The organism is Ferrimonas balearica, from assembly GCF_019802055.1.
In the GTDB taxonomy this organism is placed as follows: Bacteria; Pseudomonadota; Gammaproteobacteria; order Enterobacterales; family Shewanellaceae; genus Ferrimonas; species Ferrimonas balearica_A.
Genome location: NZ_JAHVHW010000007.1, coordinates 812,058 through 832,181 on the forward strand (window position 1 = coordinate 812,058; position 20,124 = coordinate 832,181).

20 protein-coding genes are annotated in these 20,124 nt (G+C 55.7%); 14 read left to right on the forward strand and 6 right to left on the reverse strand.

The features are described from left to right. Nucleotides 1–128: 128 nt before the first annotated feature. The 11 genes from adhE to KUV52_RS11325 all read left to right on the forward strand — a co-directional run bounded on the left by adhE (nt 129) and on the right by KUV52_RS11325 (nt 12,902). On the forward strand, nt 129–2,735 hold the full coding sequence (gene adhE / locus KUV52_RS11275; protein WP_222526031.1) for a bifunctional acetaldehyde-CoA/alcohol dehydrogenase: 2,607 nt from the start codon (nt 129–131) through the stop codon (nt 2,733–2,735). A gap of 130 nt (nt 2,736–2,865) precedes the next feature. Further along, nucleotides 2,866–3,213: a zinc ribbon domain-containing protein YjdM gene (locus tag KUV52_RS11280; protein WP_222526032.1), complete on the forward strand. Its 348-nt coding sequence runs from the start codon at nt 2,866–2,868 to the stop codon at nt 3,211–3,213. Nucleotides 3,214–3,387: 174 nt separating this feature from the next. After that, nucleotides 3,388–4,230 carry a hypothetical protein gene (locus tag KUV52_RS11285; RefSeq protein WP_222526033.1) on the forward strand — a complete coding sequence of 281 codons (843 nt, stop codon included), beginning with the start codon at nt 3,388–3,390 and terminating at the stop codon, nt 4,228–4,230. A 401-nt stretch (nt 4,231–4,631) separates the two neighbouring features. Further along, nucleotides 4,632–5,600 (forward strand): LysR family transcriptional regulator, encoded by a 969-nt coding sequence (locus KUV52_RS11290; protein ID WP_222526034.1) that lies wholly within the window; start codon nt 4,632–4,634, stop codon nt 5,598–5,600. An 88-nt stretch (nt 5,601–5,688) separates the two neighbouring features. Further along, nucleotides 5,689–5,856: a hypothetical protein gene (locus tag KUV52_RS11295; RefSeq protein WP_013345004.1), complete on the forward strand. Its 168-nt coding sequence runs from the start codon at nt 5,689–5,691 to the stop codon at nt 5,854–5,856. A 12-nt stretch (nt 5,857–5,868) separates the two neighbouring features. Then, on the forward strand, nt 5,869–7,332 hold the full coding sequence (locus tag KUV52_RS11300) for a disulfide bond formation protein B (RefSeq protein ID WP_222526035.1): 1,464 nt from the start codon (nt 5,869–5,871) through the stop codon (nt 7,330–7,332). A gap of 116 nt (nt 7,333–7,448) precedes the next feature. After that, the gene (locus KUV52_RS11305; RefSeq protein ID WP_222526036.1) at nt 7,449–9,650 is read left to right on the forward strand and encodes a molybdopterin-dependent oxidoreductase; all 2,202 of its coding nucleotides are present in this window, start codon (nt 7,449–7,451) and stop codon (nt 9,648–9,650) included. A gap of 11 nt (nt 9,651–9,661) precedes the next feature. Continuing rightward, a complete protein-coding gene (locus KUV52_RS11310; RefSeq protein ID WP_222526037.1) occupies nt 9,662–10,210 on the forward strand; it encodes a 4Fe-4S dicluster domain-containing protein in 549 nt (182 codons plus the stop codon). After that, entirely contained in the window at nt 10,210–10,800 is a 591-nt protein-coding gene (locus tag KUV52_RS11315; protein ID WP_222526038.1) for a molecular chaperone, read from the forward strand. Before KUV52_RS11310 ends, KUV52_RS11315 begins: the two co-directional genes overlap by 1 nt. A 50-nt stretch (nt 10,801–10,850) precedes the next feature. Next, nucleotides 10,851–11,822 carry a formate dehydrogenase subunit gamma gene (locus KUV52_RS11320; protein ID WP_222526039.1) on the forward strand — a complete coding sequence of 324 codons (972 nt, stop codon included), beginning with the start codon at nt 10,851–10,853 and terminating at the stop codon, nt 11,820–11,822. A gap of 420 nt (nt 11,823–12,242) precedes the next feature. Then, nucleotides 12,243–12,902, forward strand: a complete 660-nt coding sequence (locus KUV52_RS11325) for a hypothetical protein (RefSeq protein ID WP_222526040.1) — start codon at nt 12,243–12,245, stop codon at nt 12,900–12,902. Nucleotides 12,903–12,953: 51 nt separating this feature from the next. Here KUV52_RS11325 and KUV52_RS11330 read toward each other — a convergent pair whose 3' ends face one another. Further along, a complete protein-coding gene (locus KUV52_RS11330) occupies nt 12,954–13,544 on the reverse strand; it encodes a TetR/AcrR family transcriptional regulator (RefSeq protein WP_222526041.1) in 591 nt (196 codons plus the stop codon). Nucleotides 13,545–13,714: 170 nt separating this feature from the next. Here KUV52_RS11330 and KUV52_RS11335 point away from each other — a divergent pair, with 170 nt between their 5' ends. Together KUV52_RS11335 and KUV52_RS11340 are read left to right on the forward strand one after the other, a co-directional pair. Continuing rightward, the gene (locus KUV52_RS11335; protein ID WP_222526042.1) at nt 13,715–14,269 is read left to right on the forward strand and encodes a hypothetical protein; all 555 of its coding nucleotides are present in this window, start codon (nt 13,715–13,717) and stop codon (nt 14,267–14,269) included. Between the two features lie 116 nt (nt 14,270–14,385). Next, on the forward strand, nt 14,386–14,790 hold the full coding sequence (locus tag KUV52_RS11340; protein WP_222526043.1) for a hypothetical protein: 405 nt from the start codon (nt 14,386–14,388) through the stop codon (nt 14,788–14,790). A 78-nt stretch (nt 14,791–14,868) separates the two neighbouring features. Here the strand turns inward: KUV52_RS11340 and KUV52_RS11345 are convergent, their stop codons facing one another. Next, nucleotides 14,869–16,416, reverse strand: a complete 1,548-nt coding sequence (locus KUV52_RS11345; protein WP_222526044.1) for an Ig-like domain-containing protein — start codon at nt 16,414–16,416, stop codon at nt 14,869–14,871. A 177-nt stretch (nt 16,417–16,593) separates the two neighbouring features. On the opposite strand from KUV52_RS11345, the gene KUV52_RS11350 reads away from it, so the two are divergent. Then, nucleotides 16,594–16,830 carry a hypothetical protein gene (locus tag KUV52_RS11350; protein WP_222526045.1) on the forward strand — a complete coding sequence of 79 codons (237 nt, stop codon included), beginning with the start codon at nt 16,594–16,596 and terminating at the stop codon, nt 16,828–16,830. Between the two features lie 211 nt (nt 16,831–17,041). Here the strand turns inward: KUV52_RS11350 and KUV52_RS11355 are convergent, their stop codons facing one another. The 4 genes from KUV52_RS11355 to KUV52_RS11370 form a co-directional block, all read right to left on the reverse strand. After that, nucleotides 17,042–17,341 carry a hypothetical protein gene (locus tag KUV52_RS11355; RefSeq protein ID WP_222526046.1) on the reverse strand — a complete coding sequence of 100 codons (300 nt, stop codon included), beginning with the start codon at nt 17,339–17,341 and terminating at the stop codon, nt 17,042–17,044. 294 nt (nt 17,342–17,635) lie between these two features. Further along, nucleotides 17,636–18,466, reverse strand: coding sequence for a hypothetical protein (locus KUV52_RS11360; protein WP_222526047.1), 831 nt, complete (start codon nt 18,464–18,466; stop codon nt 17,636–17,638). A gap of 50 nt (nt 18,467–18,516) precedes the next feature. Beyond that, the gene (locus tag KUV52_RS11365; RefSeq protein WP_222526048.1) at nt 18,517–19,215 is read right to left on the reverse strand and encodes a hypothetical protein; all 699 of its coding nucleotides are present in this window, start codon (nt 19,213–19,215) and stop codon (nt 18,517–18,519) included. Nucleotides 19,216–19,529: 314 nt separating this feature from the next. Further along, nucleotides 19,530–20,075 (reverse strand): GNAT family N-acetyltransferase, encoded by a 546-nt coding sequence (locus KUV52_RS11370; RefSeq protein WP_222526049.1) that lies wholly within the window; start codon nt 20,073–20,075, stop codon nt 19,530–19,532. Nucleotides 20,076–20,124: the final 49 nt, after the last annotated feature.

Genomic DNA, 20,124 nt, shown 5'->3' on the forward strand with positions numbered 1-20,124 from the left:
GATCGGGCAAGATGAAGGGGCCTCAATTGAGGCAAGTCCAATGATGATCCGGTGGAGACACCAAACCGGAGCGACCGGTGAGCACTATACTCAACCGGTCCTGAATAAGAGCGGAGCAACACCCAATTATGAGTGAACGCACAGAACTGGATGCCCTGGTCGCGCGGGTTAAAGCGGCACAGGAAGTTTTCGCCAGTTACAGTCAGGAGCAGGTCGACGCCATCTTCCGCGCAGCCTCCCTGGCCGCAGCCGATGCCCGTATCCCCCTGGCCATGATGGCCGCCGAAGAGACCGGCATGGGGGTGGCAGAGGACAAGGTGATCAAGAACCACTTTGCCTCTGAATACATCTACAACAAGTACCGGGATGAAAAAACCTGCGGTGTACTGTCTGAGGATGAAGCCTTTGGCACCATGACCATCGCCGAACCTGTCGGCATCGTCTGCGGCATCGTCCCCACCACCAACCCAACGTCCACCGCCATCTTTAAAGCCCTTATCTGCCTGAAAACCCGAAACGGCATCATCTTCTCTCCCCACCCCAGAGCCAAGCGGTCCACCTGCGAAGCGGCGCGCATCGTTCTGGATGCGGCGGTGAAGGCAGGGGCACCCGCCGACATCATCGGTTGGATTGCCGAACCCTCTGTGGACGCCTCCAATGCGCTGATGCGCCATGATGATATCGCTCTGATTCTGGCAACCGGTGGCCCCGGTATGGTGAAAGCGGCGTACTCCTCTGGTAAGCCCGCCATCGGCGTGGGCGCGGGGAACACCCCGGTGGTGATCGACGATTCCGCCGACATCAAGCAGGCGGTGGCCTCCATTCAACTGTCCAAAACCTTCGATAACGGCGTTATCTGTGCGTCTGAGCAGGCGGTTGTGGTGGTGGACAGCGTCTATGACCAGGTGCGCGAGCGCTTTGCCAATACCGGCTCCTACGTGCTCTCTGCCGAAGAGTGCGAGCGACTCAAATCGGTGATTCTCATCGACGGCGGCCTGAACGCGAAAATCGTCGGTCAGCCCGCCTGGAAGATCGCCGAGATGGCGGAGATCACCGTGCCGAAGAGCACCAAGATCCTGATTGGCGAGGTGACCAGCACCGGTCTGGAGGAGCCTTTCGCCCATGAAAAGCTCTCTCCCATCCTCGGCCTCTACCGTGCCGGTGATTTTGAGGATGCGGTCTGTCAGGCGGAAGCTTTGGTGGCGCTGGGTGGGATCGGACACACCTCGGTACTCTACTGTGACCAGGACCTGCAGAAAGAGCGGGTACTCACCTTTGGTCAGCGGATGAAGACCGCCCGTATCCTGATCAACACCCCCGCCTCTCAGGGTGGCATTGGCGACCTCTACAACTTTAAGCTGGCGCCTTCGCTGACTCTGGGCTGTGGCTCCTGGGGGGGCAACTCCATTTCGGAGAACGTGGGCCCTAAACACCTGATCAACACCAAGACCGTGGCCAAGCGAGCGGAAAACATGTTGTGGCATCGACTCCCTGAAAAGATCTACTTCCGCCGTGGGGCGCTGCCCATCGCGCTGGAGGAGCTGAAAGGCAAATCCCGGGCGCTGATTGTGACCGACCACTTCCTGTTCAATAACGGCTACTGTGACCGGGTGATCGCCATCCTTAAAGGGATGGGGCTGGAAACGGAGGTGTTCTTCGAGGTGGAAGCGGATCCGACCCTCTCCATCGTGCGCAAGGGCGCGGCCCTGTGTCAGAAGTTCAATCCGGATGTGCTGATCGCTCTGGGTGGCGGCTCACCGATGGACGCGGCCAAGATCATGTGGGTGCTGTACGAATACCCGGACACTCAGTTCCACGACCTGGCACTGCGCTTTATGGACATCCGTAAGCGGATCTTCCAGTTCCCGAAACTGGGCCAGAAGGCGGAGTTTGTCGCTATCCCCACGACCTCCGGCACCGGCTCCGAAGTGACGCCGTTTGCGGTGGTGACCGACGACGAAACCGGCCAGAAGTACCCGCTGGCGGATTATGAACTGACGCCGAACATGGCGATTGTTGATCCTGACCTGGTGATGAATATGCCGCCGTCCCTGACCGCGTTTGGCGGCATCGATGCGGTGACTCACGCCCTGGAAGCCTATGTTTCTGTGCTGGCCAATGAGTACAGTGACGGTCAGGCGCTGCAAGCACTCAAGCTGCTGTTTGCTTACCTGCCGGAAAGCTACGAGAAGGGGGCTGAGGCACCCAAGGCGAAAGAGAAGGTGCACAATGCGGCCACCATCGCAGGCATCGCCTTTGCCAACGCCTTCCTCGGCATCTGCCACTCCATGGCGCACAAGTTGGGCTCCGAGTTCCATCTTGCCCACGGTCTGGCTAATGCGCTGCTGATCAGCAATGTGATCCGCTATAACGCGACGGACGTGCCGACCAAGCAGGCGGCGTTCAGTCAGTACGACCGGCCAACGGCGCTGTGTCGTTACGGCGAGATTGCAGACCATCTGGGTCTGGGCGGCAGCAGCAACCAGGAGAAGGTGGAGCAGTTGGTCAATGCCATTGATGCTCTGAAGGCGCGCCTGGGGATCCCGGCCTCCATCCGTGAGGCAGGCGTCGCAGAAGCGGACTTCCTGGCCAAACTGGATGAGCTGGCCATTGAGGCGTTTGACGATCAGTGTACCGGGGCCAACCCACGGTTCCCGCTGATCACCGAGCTAAAACAGCTGTTGCTGGACAGCTACTACGGCCGTCCCTACACAGAGAACGGCGCTGACGCCTAAACTGTGGGTCAGCTAACAGAGTCCGGTGTTCCTTGTGCTGGATCACAGACAGGGATACCGGGCTCTGGCATTATCCCGCCTCATTTTTTTCCTGCCCACGGTGGGCAGGATCAAAGAAAAGGGTATCAACATGAGTGGCTTGCCAAACTGTCCTAAATGCAACTCCGAGTACACCTACGAAGACGGCACCATGTTCGTCTGCCCGGAGTGCGCCCACGAGTGGTCTAAGGATGCGGCGGCCGACGCCGATGACGAGGATGTCAAAGTGGTTCGTGACGCAGTAGGCAACTTGCTGCAGGACGGCGATACCGTTACCGTCATCAAGGACCTGAAAGTGAAGGGTTCCTCCACCGTGGTAAAGGTGGGCACCAAGGTGAAGAACATCCGCCTCGTGGATGGCGATCACGACATCGACTGCAAGGTTCCGGGCATCGGTCCGATGGGCCTGAAGTCCCAGTTCGTTAAGAAAGCGGACTGAATCTGAATGCCAGAAAAACCGCCCATTGGGCGGTTTTTTTTGCCTGATAACCGGACACTTAACTTTCAATTAAGTAGCGACCTGTTCACCCGGTTGGCACACTTCACGCCAATTAGAACCGGGGCCGGAAGGAGTGGGCCTCGATACCCCTATCCCCTTTGCTGGAGTATCGTGATGAACGCCCTGAAATTCGCACTTCCCGCCCTCGCTGTGATGTCCCTGATGGGATGCAGCAGTGATGATTCCAAACTTCCCGAACCAGAGCCGGAGCACCCGATCATGCCCGCCCCGGACCATCCGATTGAGCCGGACAGGGAAAACCCCATTGAGGCGGTGCCGGAGCGTCCCATTGAGGATGTTGAAGGAGACCCGCTCAGCCCGGATCTGGCGCTGCTGGGTCCGGCCCTGATGATCCCTTCCGACGACGGCACCGAGTTTGTGCTGCGCTTTGTGGATGGTAAGCATGTGAAGGAAGAGGCGTTTCTTACCGAACTGCTGCCCACCAACCTCAATGAGGCTGCGCAGCAAGCCGAGATCCGTAACCTGACAAGCAAGGGCGGTTCCATCAACTGGACACGCATGTTCCGTGGCCAGTGGGGTGGGGTGGAGGAGTACACCATTGCCACCACCTTCTCTGGCACATGGCAGCGTGCCGCACCGGAGTACGAGTTGGTGTTGCCGGGGCGAGTCTGGGCTGACAGTCAGCAGTTGGAGTTTGAGCATCTGGGGGAGCAGGACTATCTGGTGCAAGCCACCATTCGTGGTCTGAACGGTCCTAACGACATTGAATCCCCGGATTGCCAAATGTCCGGCCAACTGCACCGTCTTACCAATGAGGCTGGCTATATCGGCGAGATTGTGGGGGCCACTTGCGACAATCTGGTTGAGCGTCACCAGGTTAAGGGCTACATCGCTGCTCGTACCGTGGATGGCGAAGTGTCTATCCAACTGCATGCGGAACTGCACCAGGGCACCAAGCCGGTGCTGTACTACGGCGGTGATTTCCTGACCTACTGAACAAAGGATTGCTTAGAAAGCCCGGCATTTTTGCCGGGTTTTTTTGTATATTGAATAAATCGAAGGAAATGAAATTAATTACCCTCCAATATGCAATGCCTCATTCCAGCATCAGAACCGAAATTTATTTGTTTTTGCATAAGTAAAAAATAAAAATATTCGAATTTCCAATATCGTTAGGCGCTCGTCACATTCGTGGCTGGTCAGTTCAGTGAACTGGGTCACACCCATATTTTCATTATCTCAAGTTATAAATTTCGAGAAGCGAAAGTTAGGTGGTTCCTCAAAAATTTAAGGGAATGTTTATTTTATCCAGACAATAATGTGATCTGTGTTTCGGTGTAGGCAGGACACATTGCGCATTATTCTGCTCAACGCAATACGGGAAGCAGGACCCTCCCATGAAACTCGACCAACTCAGTTACAGTCAGCTAAAAGTGCTGATGGCGGTATACAAGCATGGCCAGGGCCATCAGGCCGCCAACGAACTTGGGATGACCGCTTCCTCCGTCAGCCGCACCCTCAAAGGCCTGCGTGACATCTTTAAGGACGCTCTGTTTGTCCGCCGCAGTTGTGGGCTGATCCCCACCGACAAAACCGAACAACTTATCCCGCTGGTAAAGAAGCTGGTAGACCAGTATCAGCAGATCGAGCAGCACCATTCAGTGTTCAGTCCGGAGGAGTCCGGCGGCCAGTTCACCATCCTGGCGTACGATGAGTTTGTCTACGCGGTCCAGAAGGTGGTGAATGAGCACATCCTTCTGGAAGCCCCCAACCTGAAGTTTGAGATTCGGACACTCAGCCACGACTGCACCACCGAAGTGGCCAACGGCGACATCGATTTTATGGTGGTTTACGAGGGGTTTGAGGGGAAAGGTCTGAACTGGGACATGTTTGCGGAAACCGGTGACCTCTACATCCTGGCCAACAGTCAGCATCCCATCCTGGAAGTGGATGTGGATTTGAGCACCCTCAGCCGCTACCCGCTGCTGGAACTGGACAACTACAACGATCTTACCTGCCCGCTGCTGGTCAACCTGTGCCGGGAACTGGGCTTTGAGATGGAGGTGGCCGGCTATACAGATAGCGTAGCGACCGCCATGCGGCTGTTGGCGCAATCCAACGCTGTAACCCTCAGCTGCAACCAGTTTACCCGCCAGTTTGTGGACATGATTGATGGCGTGGATTACGTCCGCCTGCCTGACCACCTCGCCGCCAAAATCCGTGAATATCGCCGTACTGACCGGGATATTGGAAATTATATTCTTTACGGCGACATCAATAATTCAGCTTCATTTAATTGGGTCAAATCTAAACTGACCTACGGATTAGAAAAGGAGTGGAGACTCGCTTCGCAAAAAATAATTTAGCCCTCTTTTTTATCAGCCCGAAAAATCTTGTTTTGGCTCTGACTTCGGTCAGGGCCAGGGGAACCCTTTAACCAAATCGAGGTAAACGGTGGAATTCTTACTCTTCTGTATCGCTGCCTACGCGGCCTATCTGGTGCTGAAAAAGCCCGAAAAAGAGGCGCTGGCAGACCGTCTGCTCTTCGCCTGCATGGGCCTGAGCCTGTTTATTTGGATCATGATGTCCTGGGGCATTTTGATGCCCATCGGCAACTATTAACAAGGAGCGATCATGCAAGCGCGTGAAGCAATTTTTAATAAGCTGGCTTCTTTTGCCTCAGTGGTCATCATGGCCCTGCCGGTGGGAATTGCCTGCTTTATTTTCGGTTTCCTGATGAAGGACAACCCCTGCGCTTTCTGCTGGCAGGAGCGCACCGCCATGATCCTGGTGGCACTGACCGCACTGTACATCGTGCGCTATGGACTGAAGCCCAAGTATGTCGGCGCCCTGGTGTGGCTTGGCATCTACGGGGCCTGGATGGCCAGCGTGCACACCTCCATCAATCTGGGCAGCGACATCGGCCAGGGCTTCTCCGTGAAGATCATGGGCGCGCACACCTACACCTGGGCGCTGCTGGTGTTCGTGGTGGTGCTGGTGGTGGTGGCTGCACTGATGATGTTCCTGGGCAACCGTTTCCCCGGTAAGCCGCAGCAGACTCCGGGCAATCCCGCTCTGGTCAAAGTGGTGGCCTCCGTCTTCCTGTTCGTTATCTCCGGCAACATTGTGCAGGCCTTTACCCAGACCGGACCGCCGCCGTTCGTTGGTCAGGACAGCCCGGGTCGCGTCTCCTTCAACCCCAAATTTATGAGCTGGGAACTGGACCACTGGCCGACCTACGGACCGGATGCCCGCGGCGCCTACGCCATCAGCGATCCGAACTTCGATCAGGTGGCCGACACCACCCCGATGTTTGACGGCGCCGAACTGGCGGTAGCCAGCAAACAGACACTGCCCGCTGCCATCACCGGCCGCATTACCGGCATCGATTATGAGCCGGTCCATCAACAGTACGCCATCGTCACCAGCGACATGTGGGTCTACATCCTGGACAAGAGCCTGAGCCGCGTTCTGGCCCAAGCCAACATCGATGGCATGTACATGCTCCACATCAGCCCGCTGGTGGGCGTGGCCTTCACCTCCTCCGATGAACTGGTGGTGCTGGGCGACAACAAGGCCTTTGCCAAGCTGGTGCTGCAAGCCGACCAGACCTGGGAAGTGAACTACCGCCGCTTTAACGAAAGCACCGATGGCATCGGTGAGAGCGAGCGCGGCCAGTTTGCCACCGTACGCGCCAAGCTGAGCTACGCCTCCGCCTTTGGCTACGACAAAGACGCAGAACAACTGGTCAGCATCACTGCCGTCAACGAACGCGGTGACAACCTGGTGGCCTCCCGTTACGCCCTGGAAGACATGACCCTCAGCGCTGAAGCGCCGCTGAACCTGGGCGGTCTGCAGGGACGCTGGATGGACAACCTGCCGATGGTGACCGGCCTGGCGATTGAAGGCGCCCACAGCTTCGTCCTGAGCGGCTCCGGCTCCGAGGTACTGGTGATGAACACCCAGACCGGCGTAGTGGAGCAGGGCTTCCGTATCGCCACCCCCACCAACCCTCAGGGGCTGGTTAAGGTGGGCAATGAACTGATGACCGTTGGCCATGACAACGGTGTGAGCACCCTCTACCGCTACGCGCTGTAGGTGGACCCCGTTCACCGGGCCATCGGAGCGGGGCACTCGGAGCTCATCCCCCGAGCCCGCCCCGATGGTCCGGTAACCAAGAGCAATGTGATAACAACAAAACCGGTAGTGAGATGATGAAACTGAACAGACGCAACTTCCTGCAGGGAATTGGCGCTACCACGGTGTTTGCCGGCCTTTCTGGCCTGGTACCGGGTGTAGCCAAAGCGCAATCGGTCGGTGCCCACCCGGGTCTGCTGGCCAAACGGAACGGCACCATCAAGTATCACAGCTGTCTGCGCAACTGCGCCGCACGCTGTTTGCTGAAATTCCGGGTCCAGGATGGCCGCATGACCTACGTCACCGGCGCTGAGGAGCAGGTCAAAACCGGCACCGCTCCCTGCCTGAAGGGCCAGAGTTACGTGCAATACACCTATGCCCCGGACCGCATCCTCCATCCCATGGAGCGTGCTGGCAAAAAAGGCGAGGGCAAGTGGCGCCGCATCAGTTGGGAGGAGGCTTACGCCAAGATCGCCAGTCGCCTGAACCTGGTGATTGAGGAGCACGGCTCCGAAGCGATTCTGCCCTACAGCTACTCCGGCAACTACGGCGCCATCGGCATGAGCGCCTCCGGAGAGCGCTTCTGGAACCGCATCGGTTCCTCCATCCTGGAACGTAAGGTGTGCACCTACGCCGCCTACGATGGCCTTGAGTCCCTCTACGGCACCTTCCTTGGTCCGGACCCGGAAGACATCATGCTCTCCGATGTCTATGTCACCTGGGGCCACGACGAAGTGGTTTCCAACGCCATCGCCATCAAACTCATCAACAAAGCCCGCGACCGCGGCACCAAGCTGCTCGCTGTTAACCCCCAACGTACTCCGCTCTGCTCCCAGGCCGATGTCTACCTTCAGCCCAATCCCAGCACCGACGTGCAACTGGCCGCCGGCATCATGAAGTACCTGGTGGAGCAGGATCTGGTGGACCACAAGTTCATCGCCGAGCAAACCCTCGGATACGACGAACTGCTGCAGCGTCTGGACGAACTGAGCTACGACGACATTGAGCGGATCACCGGTGTGCCCCGCGCCAAGATGTTCGAGTTTGCCCGCGTACTGGGTGAGAACGAGAAAACCATGCTGCGCATGGGCTACGGCTTCCAGCGCAACTATAACGGCGCCCGCATGTCCCGTGCGGTAGCGATGCTACTGGCAGTAACCGGCAACTTCGGCAAGCGCGGCAACGGCCTGATCTACGACAACGTGCAAGCCGGTGGCGGTCTGAACCAGTACGTGGCCAGCGGCAAGTACATGCGGAAGAACAAGGACGCCCAGCGCATCAACATGACTGAGCTGGCCAAGGCGATCCATCCCACTCACCCCACCAGCCACGACAAGCCGTCCAAGCCGATCCACGCCATGATCATCTACAACGGCAACCCGGTGGTGGTCGCCCCGGACACCAACGCGGTGATCGAGGGCCTGAAGCGGGAAGACCTGTTTGTGGTGGGTCACGATATGGTGATGACCGACACCCTGGACTACTGCGACATCATCGTTCCCGCAGCCACCCAGTTTGAAACCGACGACATCGTTGGCGATTACCACGGCTACTACACCCAGGTGTGCGAGAAGGTGATTGAGCCCCTGGGCGAGTCCAAGTGCAACTGGACCTTCTTCCGCGAGCTGGGTCAGGCGATGGGCTTCGAAGACGCCGCCTTCCAGGCCAGCAATGACGACATCATCCGCGAACTGCTGGACACTGACTCTCCCGACTACAAAGGCGTGACCTACGAGCGCCTGATGAAAGAGAAGTACGTCAAGCTGGATATCCCCCAGCCGATTCTGGCAGACGGCAAGTACGACACCCCCAGCGGCAAGATCGAATTCAGCAGCCAGATGATGGCGGACGCCGGTTATCACCCGGTGCTGGATTGGGGCCTGCCGGAGGAAGAGATGGAGAAGAAAGAGCGCGAACTGCCGTTCCGCCTGCTCTCCAGCGGCGTACCGCAGCGGGTGAACAGCTCCTTCTACAACGTCCAGTACATCCGCAACATCCCGGCCTACTACGTCAAGATCAACCCGAAAGACGCGGCCAAGTACGGGGTGCAGGACAACGATCAGATCACCCTCTCCAACCACCGCGGTGAAGCCACCTTTGTGGCGATGGTCACCACCGGCGTGGGCGAGGGCACCCTGATGGCGCCCAAGTGCAACTGGATCCGTCTCAATCCGAACGGTAAGAACGGCTGCACCAACTCGCTGACCACCGACAAACTGACCGACATGGGCGGCTGTTCCGCCTACCACTCCACCCGCGTCGCCCTGGCGAAAGTTTGAGGAGAGAACAGATGGATAACCAACTTCAACGGGGCTTCGTTTTCCGCCAGGAAAACTGCGTGGGCTGTCAGGCCTGTACCATCGCCTGCCAGATCCACAACGAGCTGCCGGAGAACGTCCGTTTTCGCAAGGTGGACCGTTTCGAGGTGAAGCGTGGCGATGACGAAGTCGACGTCTGGCTCACCCACTCCTGCATGCACTGCGGCAACCCGGCCTGCTTGATGGTCTGCCCGTCAGGCGCCTTTACCACCCGCTCCGATGGTCTGGTGGTGCTGGACCGGGAGCGTTGCACCAGCTGTGGCTTGTGTGTCAGTGCCTGCCCCTACGACGCCATCGCGGTGGACCCGCGAGATGGCCGTGCCGCCAAGTGCAACATGTGCGTGGAGCTGATCGACCAGGGTCAGCAACCGGCCTGTGTCACCGGCTGTACCGTGGGCTGCCTGACCACCGACAACATCAACCAGGTGCTCAAGGGCAACGTACACGCCAGCAAAGCGGGCGTGGGCTACCACGACAACCTGACCAAACCGAACATGGTGATCATTAAGGAGCGCGTCTGATGTCTCTGCCATTCGGGGCGCAGGCCGCCCATTACCAGGCGTTCAAAGGCATGGTGTTTCAGCCGGGGTGTGCGGACAACCTGGAAGCACTGATTCAGGTGCTGGAGCAGGGTGGTCAGTACCCCGAACTGCTGGCAGAGGCCCGGGCGTTACGGGATGAGCCGGAGCGGCTGGAATACGACTTCAACCGGATGTGCATCGGGCCCTATCGCCTGACGGTGCCGCCCTATGAGTCGGTCTATCGCAGCGGCAAGTCGGTACTCAACAGCCATCACACGGTGAATGTGCACGCCTACTACCAGCAACTCGGGCTGACCATCGAGCCGCGCTTTAATGAGCCGGCCGACTACATCGGCAACGAGCTGGAGTTCCTCTTCTGTGCCAGCGCGCTCGCGTTTGAGCACAGGGAGGCGGGCAACCCCGATGTGGCTCTGGAACTGGACCAGCTGGCTGGCCAGTTTCTGGAAGCCCATCTGGGCACCTGGTGTGGCGAGTTCTCCGACAAGATGATGGCAAACGCCCGTGAGCCCTTCTGGCGCCACTACGGTGCCGCGCTTAATCACTACGTTCAGTCACAGATGACGCATTGATGGCCGGGGGCGTTGCCCCCGCTCAATGACAGTTCGTAAAAGGACGAATCATGAAAAATCGTTTTGGGATACTCCCGGCACTGCTGCTGTCCGGGATCGCATTTGGGGCCGCTGCCCACGACGTGGACTCACCCAAGCCGCAACTGTGGAGCCCGGTCACCCACGAGGTGGTACAGGCTGACATTCCGGAGATCCGCGGTGTGGCCGCAGACCACGTGCTGCCGGCTTCCGACTGGACCGTAAACCAGGCGGATCTGGGTGCTCTGGATACCCTGGGTAACGCCCAGTTCAACGCCGACCTGCTGCTGTTTGGGGTGTTTGGTGTGGCTCTGCTGTTTGCCCTGTTCGTGATGATCAACGGCAAGGCCAAACTGACTCACGGCTTCTCCGGCAAGATGGTGCCGCGCTGGTCCAAGACCGATGTGGCGGTGCACTGGCTGGGTGGCATCGCCTGCATCGGCCTTATCCTCACCGGGTTGGTGATGGCCGCAGGCCGCTTCTATCTGGACCCGCTGATGATGGAGAGCCGCTGGCAGGGGCTGATCAGCGCCATGGTGGCCTGGCACAACTTCCTGGCCTTCCCCTTTATCGTCGGCGCGCTGGTGATGATGGTGAAGTGGGCGCCCAAGCAGATGCCGGAATCCTGCGACCTGGCCTGGTTCAAGGCATGTGGCGGCTACCTGAACTTCGGCGGCTTTAAGGGCAAACACCCCGACGCGGGCTTCGCCAACGCCGGTGAAAAACTGTGGTTCTGGTGCTTCACCCTGTTTGGCCTGGTGCTGATTGGTACCGGTCTGGTGCTGATGTTCCCGGCATTGGTGAGCAGCAAAGACGCCGCTAACCTGGCGCTGGTGCTTCACCTGATCGGGGCACTGATTGTGGGCGCTTTCTCCGTGGTGCATATCTTTATGGCCACCATCATGTCCGAAGGCGGCATGGAGTGCATGGTCTCCGGCCAGTGCGACGAGAACTGGGCCAAACAGCACCACAACCTGTGGTACGACAGCCTGCGCCGCTCCTGAGTCTACCAGGATTGGCAAACCCCGCTTCGGCGGGGTTTTTTTGTTTTAGTGTTTGGGGATGCCTGCGGCGTGCGCGGTTTGATGTCGTTGGCTGGGTTGGGTGGATGCCTGCGGCATGATGGGTTTGGTGGGGTGTCAGGATGGGCGCCGCGTTGGCGGCAGCAACCAGAAGGGCTTCGCCTCTCTGGGCTCCCCTTTGCCTCCCTGCGGTTTGCGCTGCGCGCAAGCCCTCGACGTCGGCGAAAGAGCGGGGTGGGGCACCACAGAAGGGCTTAAAAGAGGGTGACTAGTTAGCCTGGTCAGCGGCTATAGATTGTCTACATTAGTTGGGAGATTAATGGGCGCAGATATACTAAGTATTAAAGTCAATATCTGCAGGTTCATTTCAATTGACTCAAGGGTGATAGAATGAGGATTTTTATGCTGTTGGTTGTGCTTTTTTCTTTTTCCCATGCAAGCGAGGCAAGGTTTGAAGGCGTTTGCAGAACGGCCATTGCAAGCGGGCACGATTCCAGAGCGAATAACGCAAAGTTGGCATTTTCTACTCTTGGTATATTGGAGACAAACAATGTGAGTCATATGGTTATATATGTCGAGAAATATCCTGGAAATATACTTGGCCCTGAAGGGTTTTATTACCATACAAACTATGTAAGGAAAGGGGATATCTTCCCGGTCAAGGTTGTTGGTAACATTTCGAACATTCGGCTTGCTGTGGAGAATGCAATTTATGATAGTCGATTTGAAGCCGACCTTAACTTGAGACAAACAGATGCTGCTATCCATAACTTACATTTGGTTATCCATGAGGATGCTCTTGTTGGTAGTAATGGACTGAATCTGAAAGCTATTGATGGCTTTACTCTTGTAAAAAGAACTGGAGAATATGTAAGTGTAAAAAGAGCATGGGATAAAGAATCTTGCTTTCCAGATATTGGTGATCCTTGCAAAGAGTTGGAAAGTAGGCGTGAAGAGTATTTAAATTGCAAAGATAACTTGTCGGAAGGTGCGATTGAAATATCTGCATTGTTATTGTCAGGAGTTGCCGAGGCAATGGGTTGCAAACCTGCAAAGAGATAGAGCCCGCTCTAAAATGGACACCCATCTTTGGGCTCGTTACGGGTAGGCGCTTCAGATCCGGTTTAAAGCTGCCAATATCAAACCGCGATTCAGGCGCTGCAGTTGGTTTACAAACGCGGCGGTATCATTACGGTTAGTCAGCTCCTTAAACGCTACAACCTGGCTCTGAATATTGGCGGCAATGGCGGCGCTGAGTACCGGCAGTGGCATCTGCAGTTCGGAGAGGGGCAGGGCAGTGCGCAGGCTGTTTTCGACCTGGCTCACTATCAACTGGGTGATCTTGTGCTTTGCCAGTTCACTGTCGGCGCCAAGGGTATAGCCCAGTGAACGGCGCAGGTTACTGTTTGCCGAAACCTTTTCGAAAAATTGGTGCAAGCTCGGGCTTGCGTGGTCGGCCAACCAGGCAGACTCCGTTTGGTAGTCTTCAAGCATCTGGCTGAAGCGGTTGCAGTGGTGCAGCAGCAACACATCCAGCTTGGAGGTGAAGTGGCGGTAAAAGGTGCTGCGTCCCACTGCCGCCTGGCGCATCAGATCCCCCACGGTGACCTGCTGATAGGTCGTCGTACGCAGACGCTGAGTCAGTGCCGTCACGATATTCTGCTTGGTCCGTTCGCCCTGACGAATCCCATCTTGATGCACCACGCATTCTCCAATAACTCATAGGTTGCGCTAGATAGAGCACTGGTCGGCCATTAAGTTTCCGAACGGCGCAATGATTTTGCTCCAACCGGGACAAAATCGGTCAGTTGTCTCTCTCCGAGGGCCGAGTTGCTGGCATACCGTAGCGCCACTACCAAACCAGTGGAGCATTTATGAAAACGCTTTTTGCCTTCAGCCTGACCCTGTTCGCTGCCAGCAGCTTTGCCAATGTCGATCGCGAGGCGCTGCCTGCCCTGAACAACATGCACATTCACAACTCCCATGTTGTCAGTGCAGGCCTGCCCAAGTCAGGCGACTACGCCGCCATGCGCCAAGCGGGGATTGATACTGTTATCAATGTGATTCCCGCCAACAGCCTCTGGGACCAGCAAAAGGGGTTTGTGCCCGACCCGGTCAGTGCCCGTGCCAGCGGCTTAACCCACTACACTGTGCCGTTTGAGTCGGAGCAACCGGTGGCGACCATGGAGCACTTTATTGCGGTGATGGATCGCCTTTCCGAAACCGACCAGGACGTACTGGTGCACTGCGCAGTTAACTGGCGGGCATCGGGATTGGTGTACCTCTACCACGCCATCAAAAACGGTAAGGCTGACAAATCTGAGCTGGAGCCCTGGGGGGATCTGGAGCAGGCCTTTGCCGAAGCCCCGAATCTCAAGCGCTTCTTCACGACCGTCGAGGCGCATTACGGGTTAACTCCAGCGCTCTGACGTCGAGCGTTAAGCTCATCGAAATGTACCCGGAGAGTTCACATTATTGGGACATATCCCGAACCCACTGAAAGCTCTGTGCTCCAATGGGGAAAACTCACTTGTATGGTCCCTTTATGTCCAAGCTTGCTCTTACGGTGACTCTGCTTATCGGTTTGCTATTCGGCGCTGTCGGAGGATACGCCCTCAGCCAAAAGCTGATCATCGCTCGTGGCGGTGGTGCCACCATGGGCTTTGTGCCGTTGGCCAATCAGTTGATTGAGGAGCCGGAGGTGCGTCAGATGACGATTTGCGCGAAGCTGGCGATGAACCAGGGGCAGAAAATCGACAACCTGGCGCTTAATTTACGACTGAATCGCTTCCTGATGTCGATGGACGACGGCAGTCAGCGACCCTTCTTTGCGCTTATCTTCGCCAAAGCCTACCTGATGGGCCTGGCGGACAGTCTGCCGCAGAGCGGGGAGAGTGCCGGAGAGTACCGGTGCGACGAGTTAACTTGGTTGTACAAGGTGGACAGTTAATTCACCCACGGGCAGTGCCGTATCGAGGGGAGTCAGAAAAAGACACCGGGCGAGCCCGGTGTCTTTTGGTGTTACGACTTACTTGTGGATCTTATCGATCCGGGAAGCTTTGTCGTCGTAGTCTTCAGCGTGACAGGATTTGCAGGACTGCACCGGTCTCAGCCAGGGCTGACGGTACTGACCATCTTCGCCGTAGTGATAGGGGTCTTCTGACGGCGCTGAAAGGTCAATCTTGAACAGGTGCGAGTTCTTGGGCATATGGCAATCGGTACACTCTGCCATTGCGCCATGCATGGCACCCAGGCCATCCGCAAACTCCACGCTCGGGTGACAGCTCTGACAGGTTTTGGTCAGTGCTTCGCCGTGCCCAGGCTTATCCTGGAAGTTGGTGGACAGGTGCGGGTTGTGACACTCGGTGCAGTGGAACATCCGCTTGGCGCCTGTCGCCTCGCCGGTATCCGGGTCGTAGCCCAGCAGCGCGTCTCCGGCATTCCGGCCCTCTTCAAAGTAGTCCTTCACAAAGCCACCGATGGTGTCGCCACCGAACTTCTCGTCGTAGCTTGTCATGTAGGTCGGGTAGTGACGTTCACCGGCTTTGGTATGACACTCACCGCAAGCCACCGGCTCGCCATAGGCCATATTCAGGGCCATCAGGTCAGCACGGCTGCGGCCTTCAGCCTTCAGGGTGATGTTGTCCTTGCTGGGGCTCTTGGCGTGGTCGCTGCCAGCGCCGTGACAGGCTTCGCACTGGACGCCGGTCAGGGCAAAGGTGCCCTCCATGCCAATCAGGTCGTCCTGACGATTGCGGTTACGGTTGTCGCCGGGCTCTGAGGTGTAATCGCGCCAGCCGGTGTTATGGCAGGTGCCACAGTTGTAGGGCATGCCGTCCGGGCCAGCACCGGCTGCGAACGGCACGGCGCGATCCGGACCCAGAGTTTCCCCGAGCGGCAACACATCAAACATCGCTTTGGTGCCGTTGATCATGTAGCCGTTGTTATCGAGCAGAATGGCCTGGCGCTGATAACCCCCCAGCACATAGCTGATGTCGGCCCAGCTTTCCGGCGTACCGGCACTGTTGGTAACGCCTTCATACAGGGCCAAAGCGCCTTTCAGCGTGGTAAAGGGGAACTCGGGCCGCTCACCGTTCTCCACCTTGGTGAACTTGTAGTTGTGGCCGGTTTCCCGGAAGCTCGCCTTATCCTGGTGACAGCGCAGACAGGTATCGGTGCCGACATACTCCTGCATGCTGGCTTTCACTTCCACGTCCGCCACGGCACGTGCCTCGCCACCGTTACCGTCGCTGATGACGTATTCCACCTGGACCAGACCGTAGGTGTCGGAGAGGAGCCAGAGCAGATCGTCCTCTACCCGCACCTCACCGGCCCCCTGTACTACGGTCGCTTCCGACAGCACCAGAGTGTCGCCCTCCGGATCGCTGGCCTCGGCCAGAACGTCGATGGAGGTGTCCTCACCAATCACCGCAATCGCCGATACCGTTCCGGGCACCGGAGGCTGGTTTTCAACGGGAGCATTGTTGTCATTGTCGCTGCCACACCCGGCCAGTAGCGCTATCAGCGCACTGGCGCAAAGGGTCATGGCGCCGAGTTTTGTACGTTGTTGTTTCATCATCGATTCCTCTGCGATTTTGTTGTTTTCGCAGGAGAAAACGTAATCAAGACGTTAAGGCAAAAGGAGGTCGTCTGTGACCGCCAAATGGTCGTTTACGCACCACCTGACGGATTTGTGACCCGGGTCCAAAGTGGCGTCGTTTCGCTGGTTTGTGGGTGAAGGGTGTGGCAGGGGATGGTGGCGCTGCGCGCTTGGGGAGAGGACGCTCTGATGGATGCCTGCGGCATGACCGGGTTGGTGGGACGCTACGATGAGTTCCGCGTTGGCGGCAGCAACCAGAAGGGCTTCGCCCCTCTGGACTCCCCTTTGCCTCCCTGCGGTTTGCGCTGCGCGCAAGCCCTCGAAGTCGGCGAAAGAGCGGAGTGGGACATTGGGTTAGGGGGGCTGGAACCGCCCCGGACCGGCCGTTAAGAAGGCTCTAAATACACCAAAGGCGCTGTTCTGCTCCAGGGGTCCGCGTTTAGCAGTTTTACCCTGAATCGTGCTGAGCCTGCGCCTTCCGAAAAATCCATCCTAATTAGTGGCATAGTCGATGTCTACAAGCGCCCCGATCTAGCCGTTCAGTGGCTCACTGATAACGCCCCGCTCAACTAAACGATCGCGATCCACCTGCAGTGCCTTGTTACCTCGCATGGTTTCGTGCCTGCTCTTCATTTTCCCAAAGAACAAAGTATGCATTACTTGGCATGTCTTCATAATGATGTCCGCCCTGGGAACCTACTAATGAGCCTAATCTTTGACATTTATACACCTGAATCCACTTACTCCTCAGTTTGGCAAACAAAATGCCATTTGAGTCTTCATGAATAGCACGAACATCGCTAGAAGCCTTTCTTGAATAAACCCACCAAATATATGGAAAAGCGGCTTCACGGGCTTTAGCTAATTTCAGTATTTGTACTTGTAGCTCACGTAGCGTCATTCGAGGTGACTCTGTAACTATAGATTTTGCTATACGGAGAGTTACAGGACACTCCCAGCCATGGTATAGCTGAATGTTTGAGCGCATAACGGTTGCTCCAATAGGATGGCTTGCACCTAAGACCAAAGACTTCGCTTCGCCGTATTTTGACGCTAGCCTACACCCTTTGTTTCCAACCAGGCCTGTTAAGCCTACACTTTCCACGGCTTCGTACCATAAGCAATTTAACTCTGAGTTCAATCTTGTCCTCCTATGGGGACTAACGATCTCTGCTGGCTGGCCTTGCTATACGTTTTAGTCAACATGCATTGCAGTCTCTGCATATTCCTTTAGCTCATCCTTCGCCTTTTCGAATTTAGCTTTAGCATGGAGGTCATCGTTATGAGTTTTTAAATACTCTTCTAGAAATTTGACCTCAATATGAACAAGGTCTATTCTGAGTCGTTGAAGCAAGTTAGGAGTTCCGAGGTTATGTGATTCCCAATTTCTGTTTTCAAAAGGATTGGCATGATACGGGATATTACTGAACAATTCAGGAGATATACCCTCTTTAATTAGGAGTGCTTCAAAGTCTGATTTTGACTTTCCATCACTCTTATGAAATGACTTCAGAAGGGACTCAATGCCATTAACTGTATCATACGCGCTAGCGATCACATCAAAGAAGCTATTCCCGCCATTTACACTCATCGCTAAGCCGCTGTCTGCAAATATGTGGTCAAGCTTGTTAAGGCGATCTATGTCAGACCAGTACTTCTCCATTTCATAAGAGAGCTTTGTAAGCTCTGACTCATCAATTTTGAAGTCAGACTTAAGAAATAACTGCTCATGCTCTCTTTTTATCTGTAGGAGCCTGTCTACGGGGTACTCTTCAACATCATCAGTTTCAATATGATGTGGATAGCACAAAATCAGTAGGTTTTCGTAGCTTCTTCTATGCTCGTCATTTCCATCCGGATTAAATCGCTCCCCACCATCAGAGGCAGCTTCAATATGACAAACTTGTGCTATGAATTTGTTCTTTTCATTAATCAATGGCTGAGTACAACCTGGAAAGGCACATTGATTCCCAGATCTAGCGAAGAGCGCTCTCAATACATCTGTTTTTGGTGCTAGGCGTGCCATTCTATCCCTTCAGTTTGTTCTTACGTATAACGTCCAAAACAGCGGCGCATTTATGCGTCCGACTGATTTTTCTTGTTAAATGCCCTGCCATCTGACCAAGTTCGACTTTTGGTAACTTCCCATTCCTCTTTTAAGGCATCTTGCAACTCAGATATCAGACTATCTATTTTGTCTTCTTCGAGGTGGGTTGTGTCAAAGTCATAAATTTCTTCCTTTATACTACTCATGATCTCAAAGGCCTTCTTCATAGATGGTTCATCCTTTTTGAATAGAAGCTTCAACTTAGAAGAAACCTGATAGTACTCAGTCCTTATTGATACAAGTTCATTATATGCTTGACTTGCTAATTCATTAAATCTCTGACCATTTTCCTGATCTCCTCTACGATAGGCCTCTCTTTCATTGTCTCTGTTCAGATTCCTTACCATTGCCTGATACTGGATTTGATGCAGTATTTTGCACAAATCTGATGCAGTCTCTCTCACCTGTTGAATCCATTGGTGCCGAAATTCAGATATCTTGTTCTCATGCTCATCCACTCTTGCTCTTTGAGCAATTCTATTTTGAGACTCTACTGACTTCCGGTTGCTTGTATAAGTCACCGTGGCAGCGCACACGATAATTACAATCGTAATTAAAAATGGTAGATTCTGAAGTGCTACGGCCTTCCACTCTAATGGTTTATGTATTAACTCGACTGGTATATTCCCATTAGAAAAGATTATTGCTCCAATATCACTTTTATCCATAAACTTTATCTTCTATGTTTGTGCCAATATGTAGCTGGCATTTAACAGTGGTGTTATCGCGCCCTTAGGCACCTTTATTGTCGCATTAACACCGGTGAAAGTGAGACAACGCTAGCAAGTGATCTCAGTTCAATCAATGCCTTAGCTTTTCTTTAGCGCAGTTCTCTCTGTGAAACAAAGAATCCATCCGGTGAAAGCTCGCTATCATTCACGAATGACCGCTCCTGGCGCCATTCCGGCCATTCCAGCTGCGCTTTAGTGTACGAGTTTCCGAAGCCACTCCAGTCAATGGTTGCTCAGGCTTAAATGGCTTTTTATGGCGACTCCACCCCGTCCGGATGGTCATGAAAGTGACGCTCAAAAAAGCGGACGTCTTCCGGGGTGTCTTGCCGTTGTACTTCACTAAAGCCGTTTTTGGTCAGTACCCGGGCGGAGGCGGGGTGGTCGGACGCTACCCCCGCGCGCAGGCTGGCGACCTGGCCGTTTTGTTGGCACCAGTTCACCAGTCCGGCCACCAGTTCGCTGGCCAGCCCCTGACCCCAGTAGGCATCCCCCAACAGGTAGCCCAGATGCCAGGTGGTGCCTATCTCAACCACGACTGACGGGTGGATCAGCAGAAAGCCCACCAGAGTGGTGTCACTGCTCATTCGCACCTCCAGCAGCCAGGCTTCATCCAGCCGGTCCTGCAACCACTGGCGGGCGCCGGTTGCGTCGGTTACCGGGGGCCAGTGTTCCGGCAGTGTGGCCTGCACTTCGGGGGAGAAGAGGGCTAGGGTGTCGCTGGCCAGATCGGACGGCGCTTCAGCCAGGTTGGTCAGTGCCCGGACGGTCAAACGGTCGGTGCGGTATTGGGGGCGCATGGGGCGGTCTCATCGGGATATCATGCCCTTCAGTGTGACTGCCGCCCCG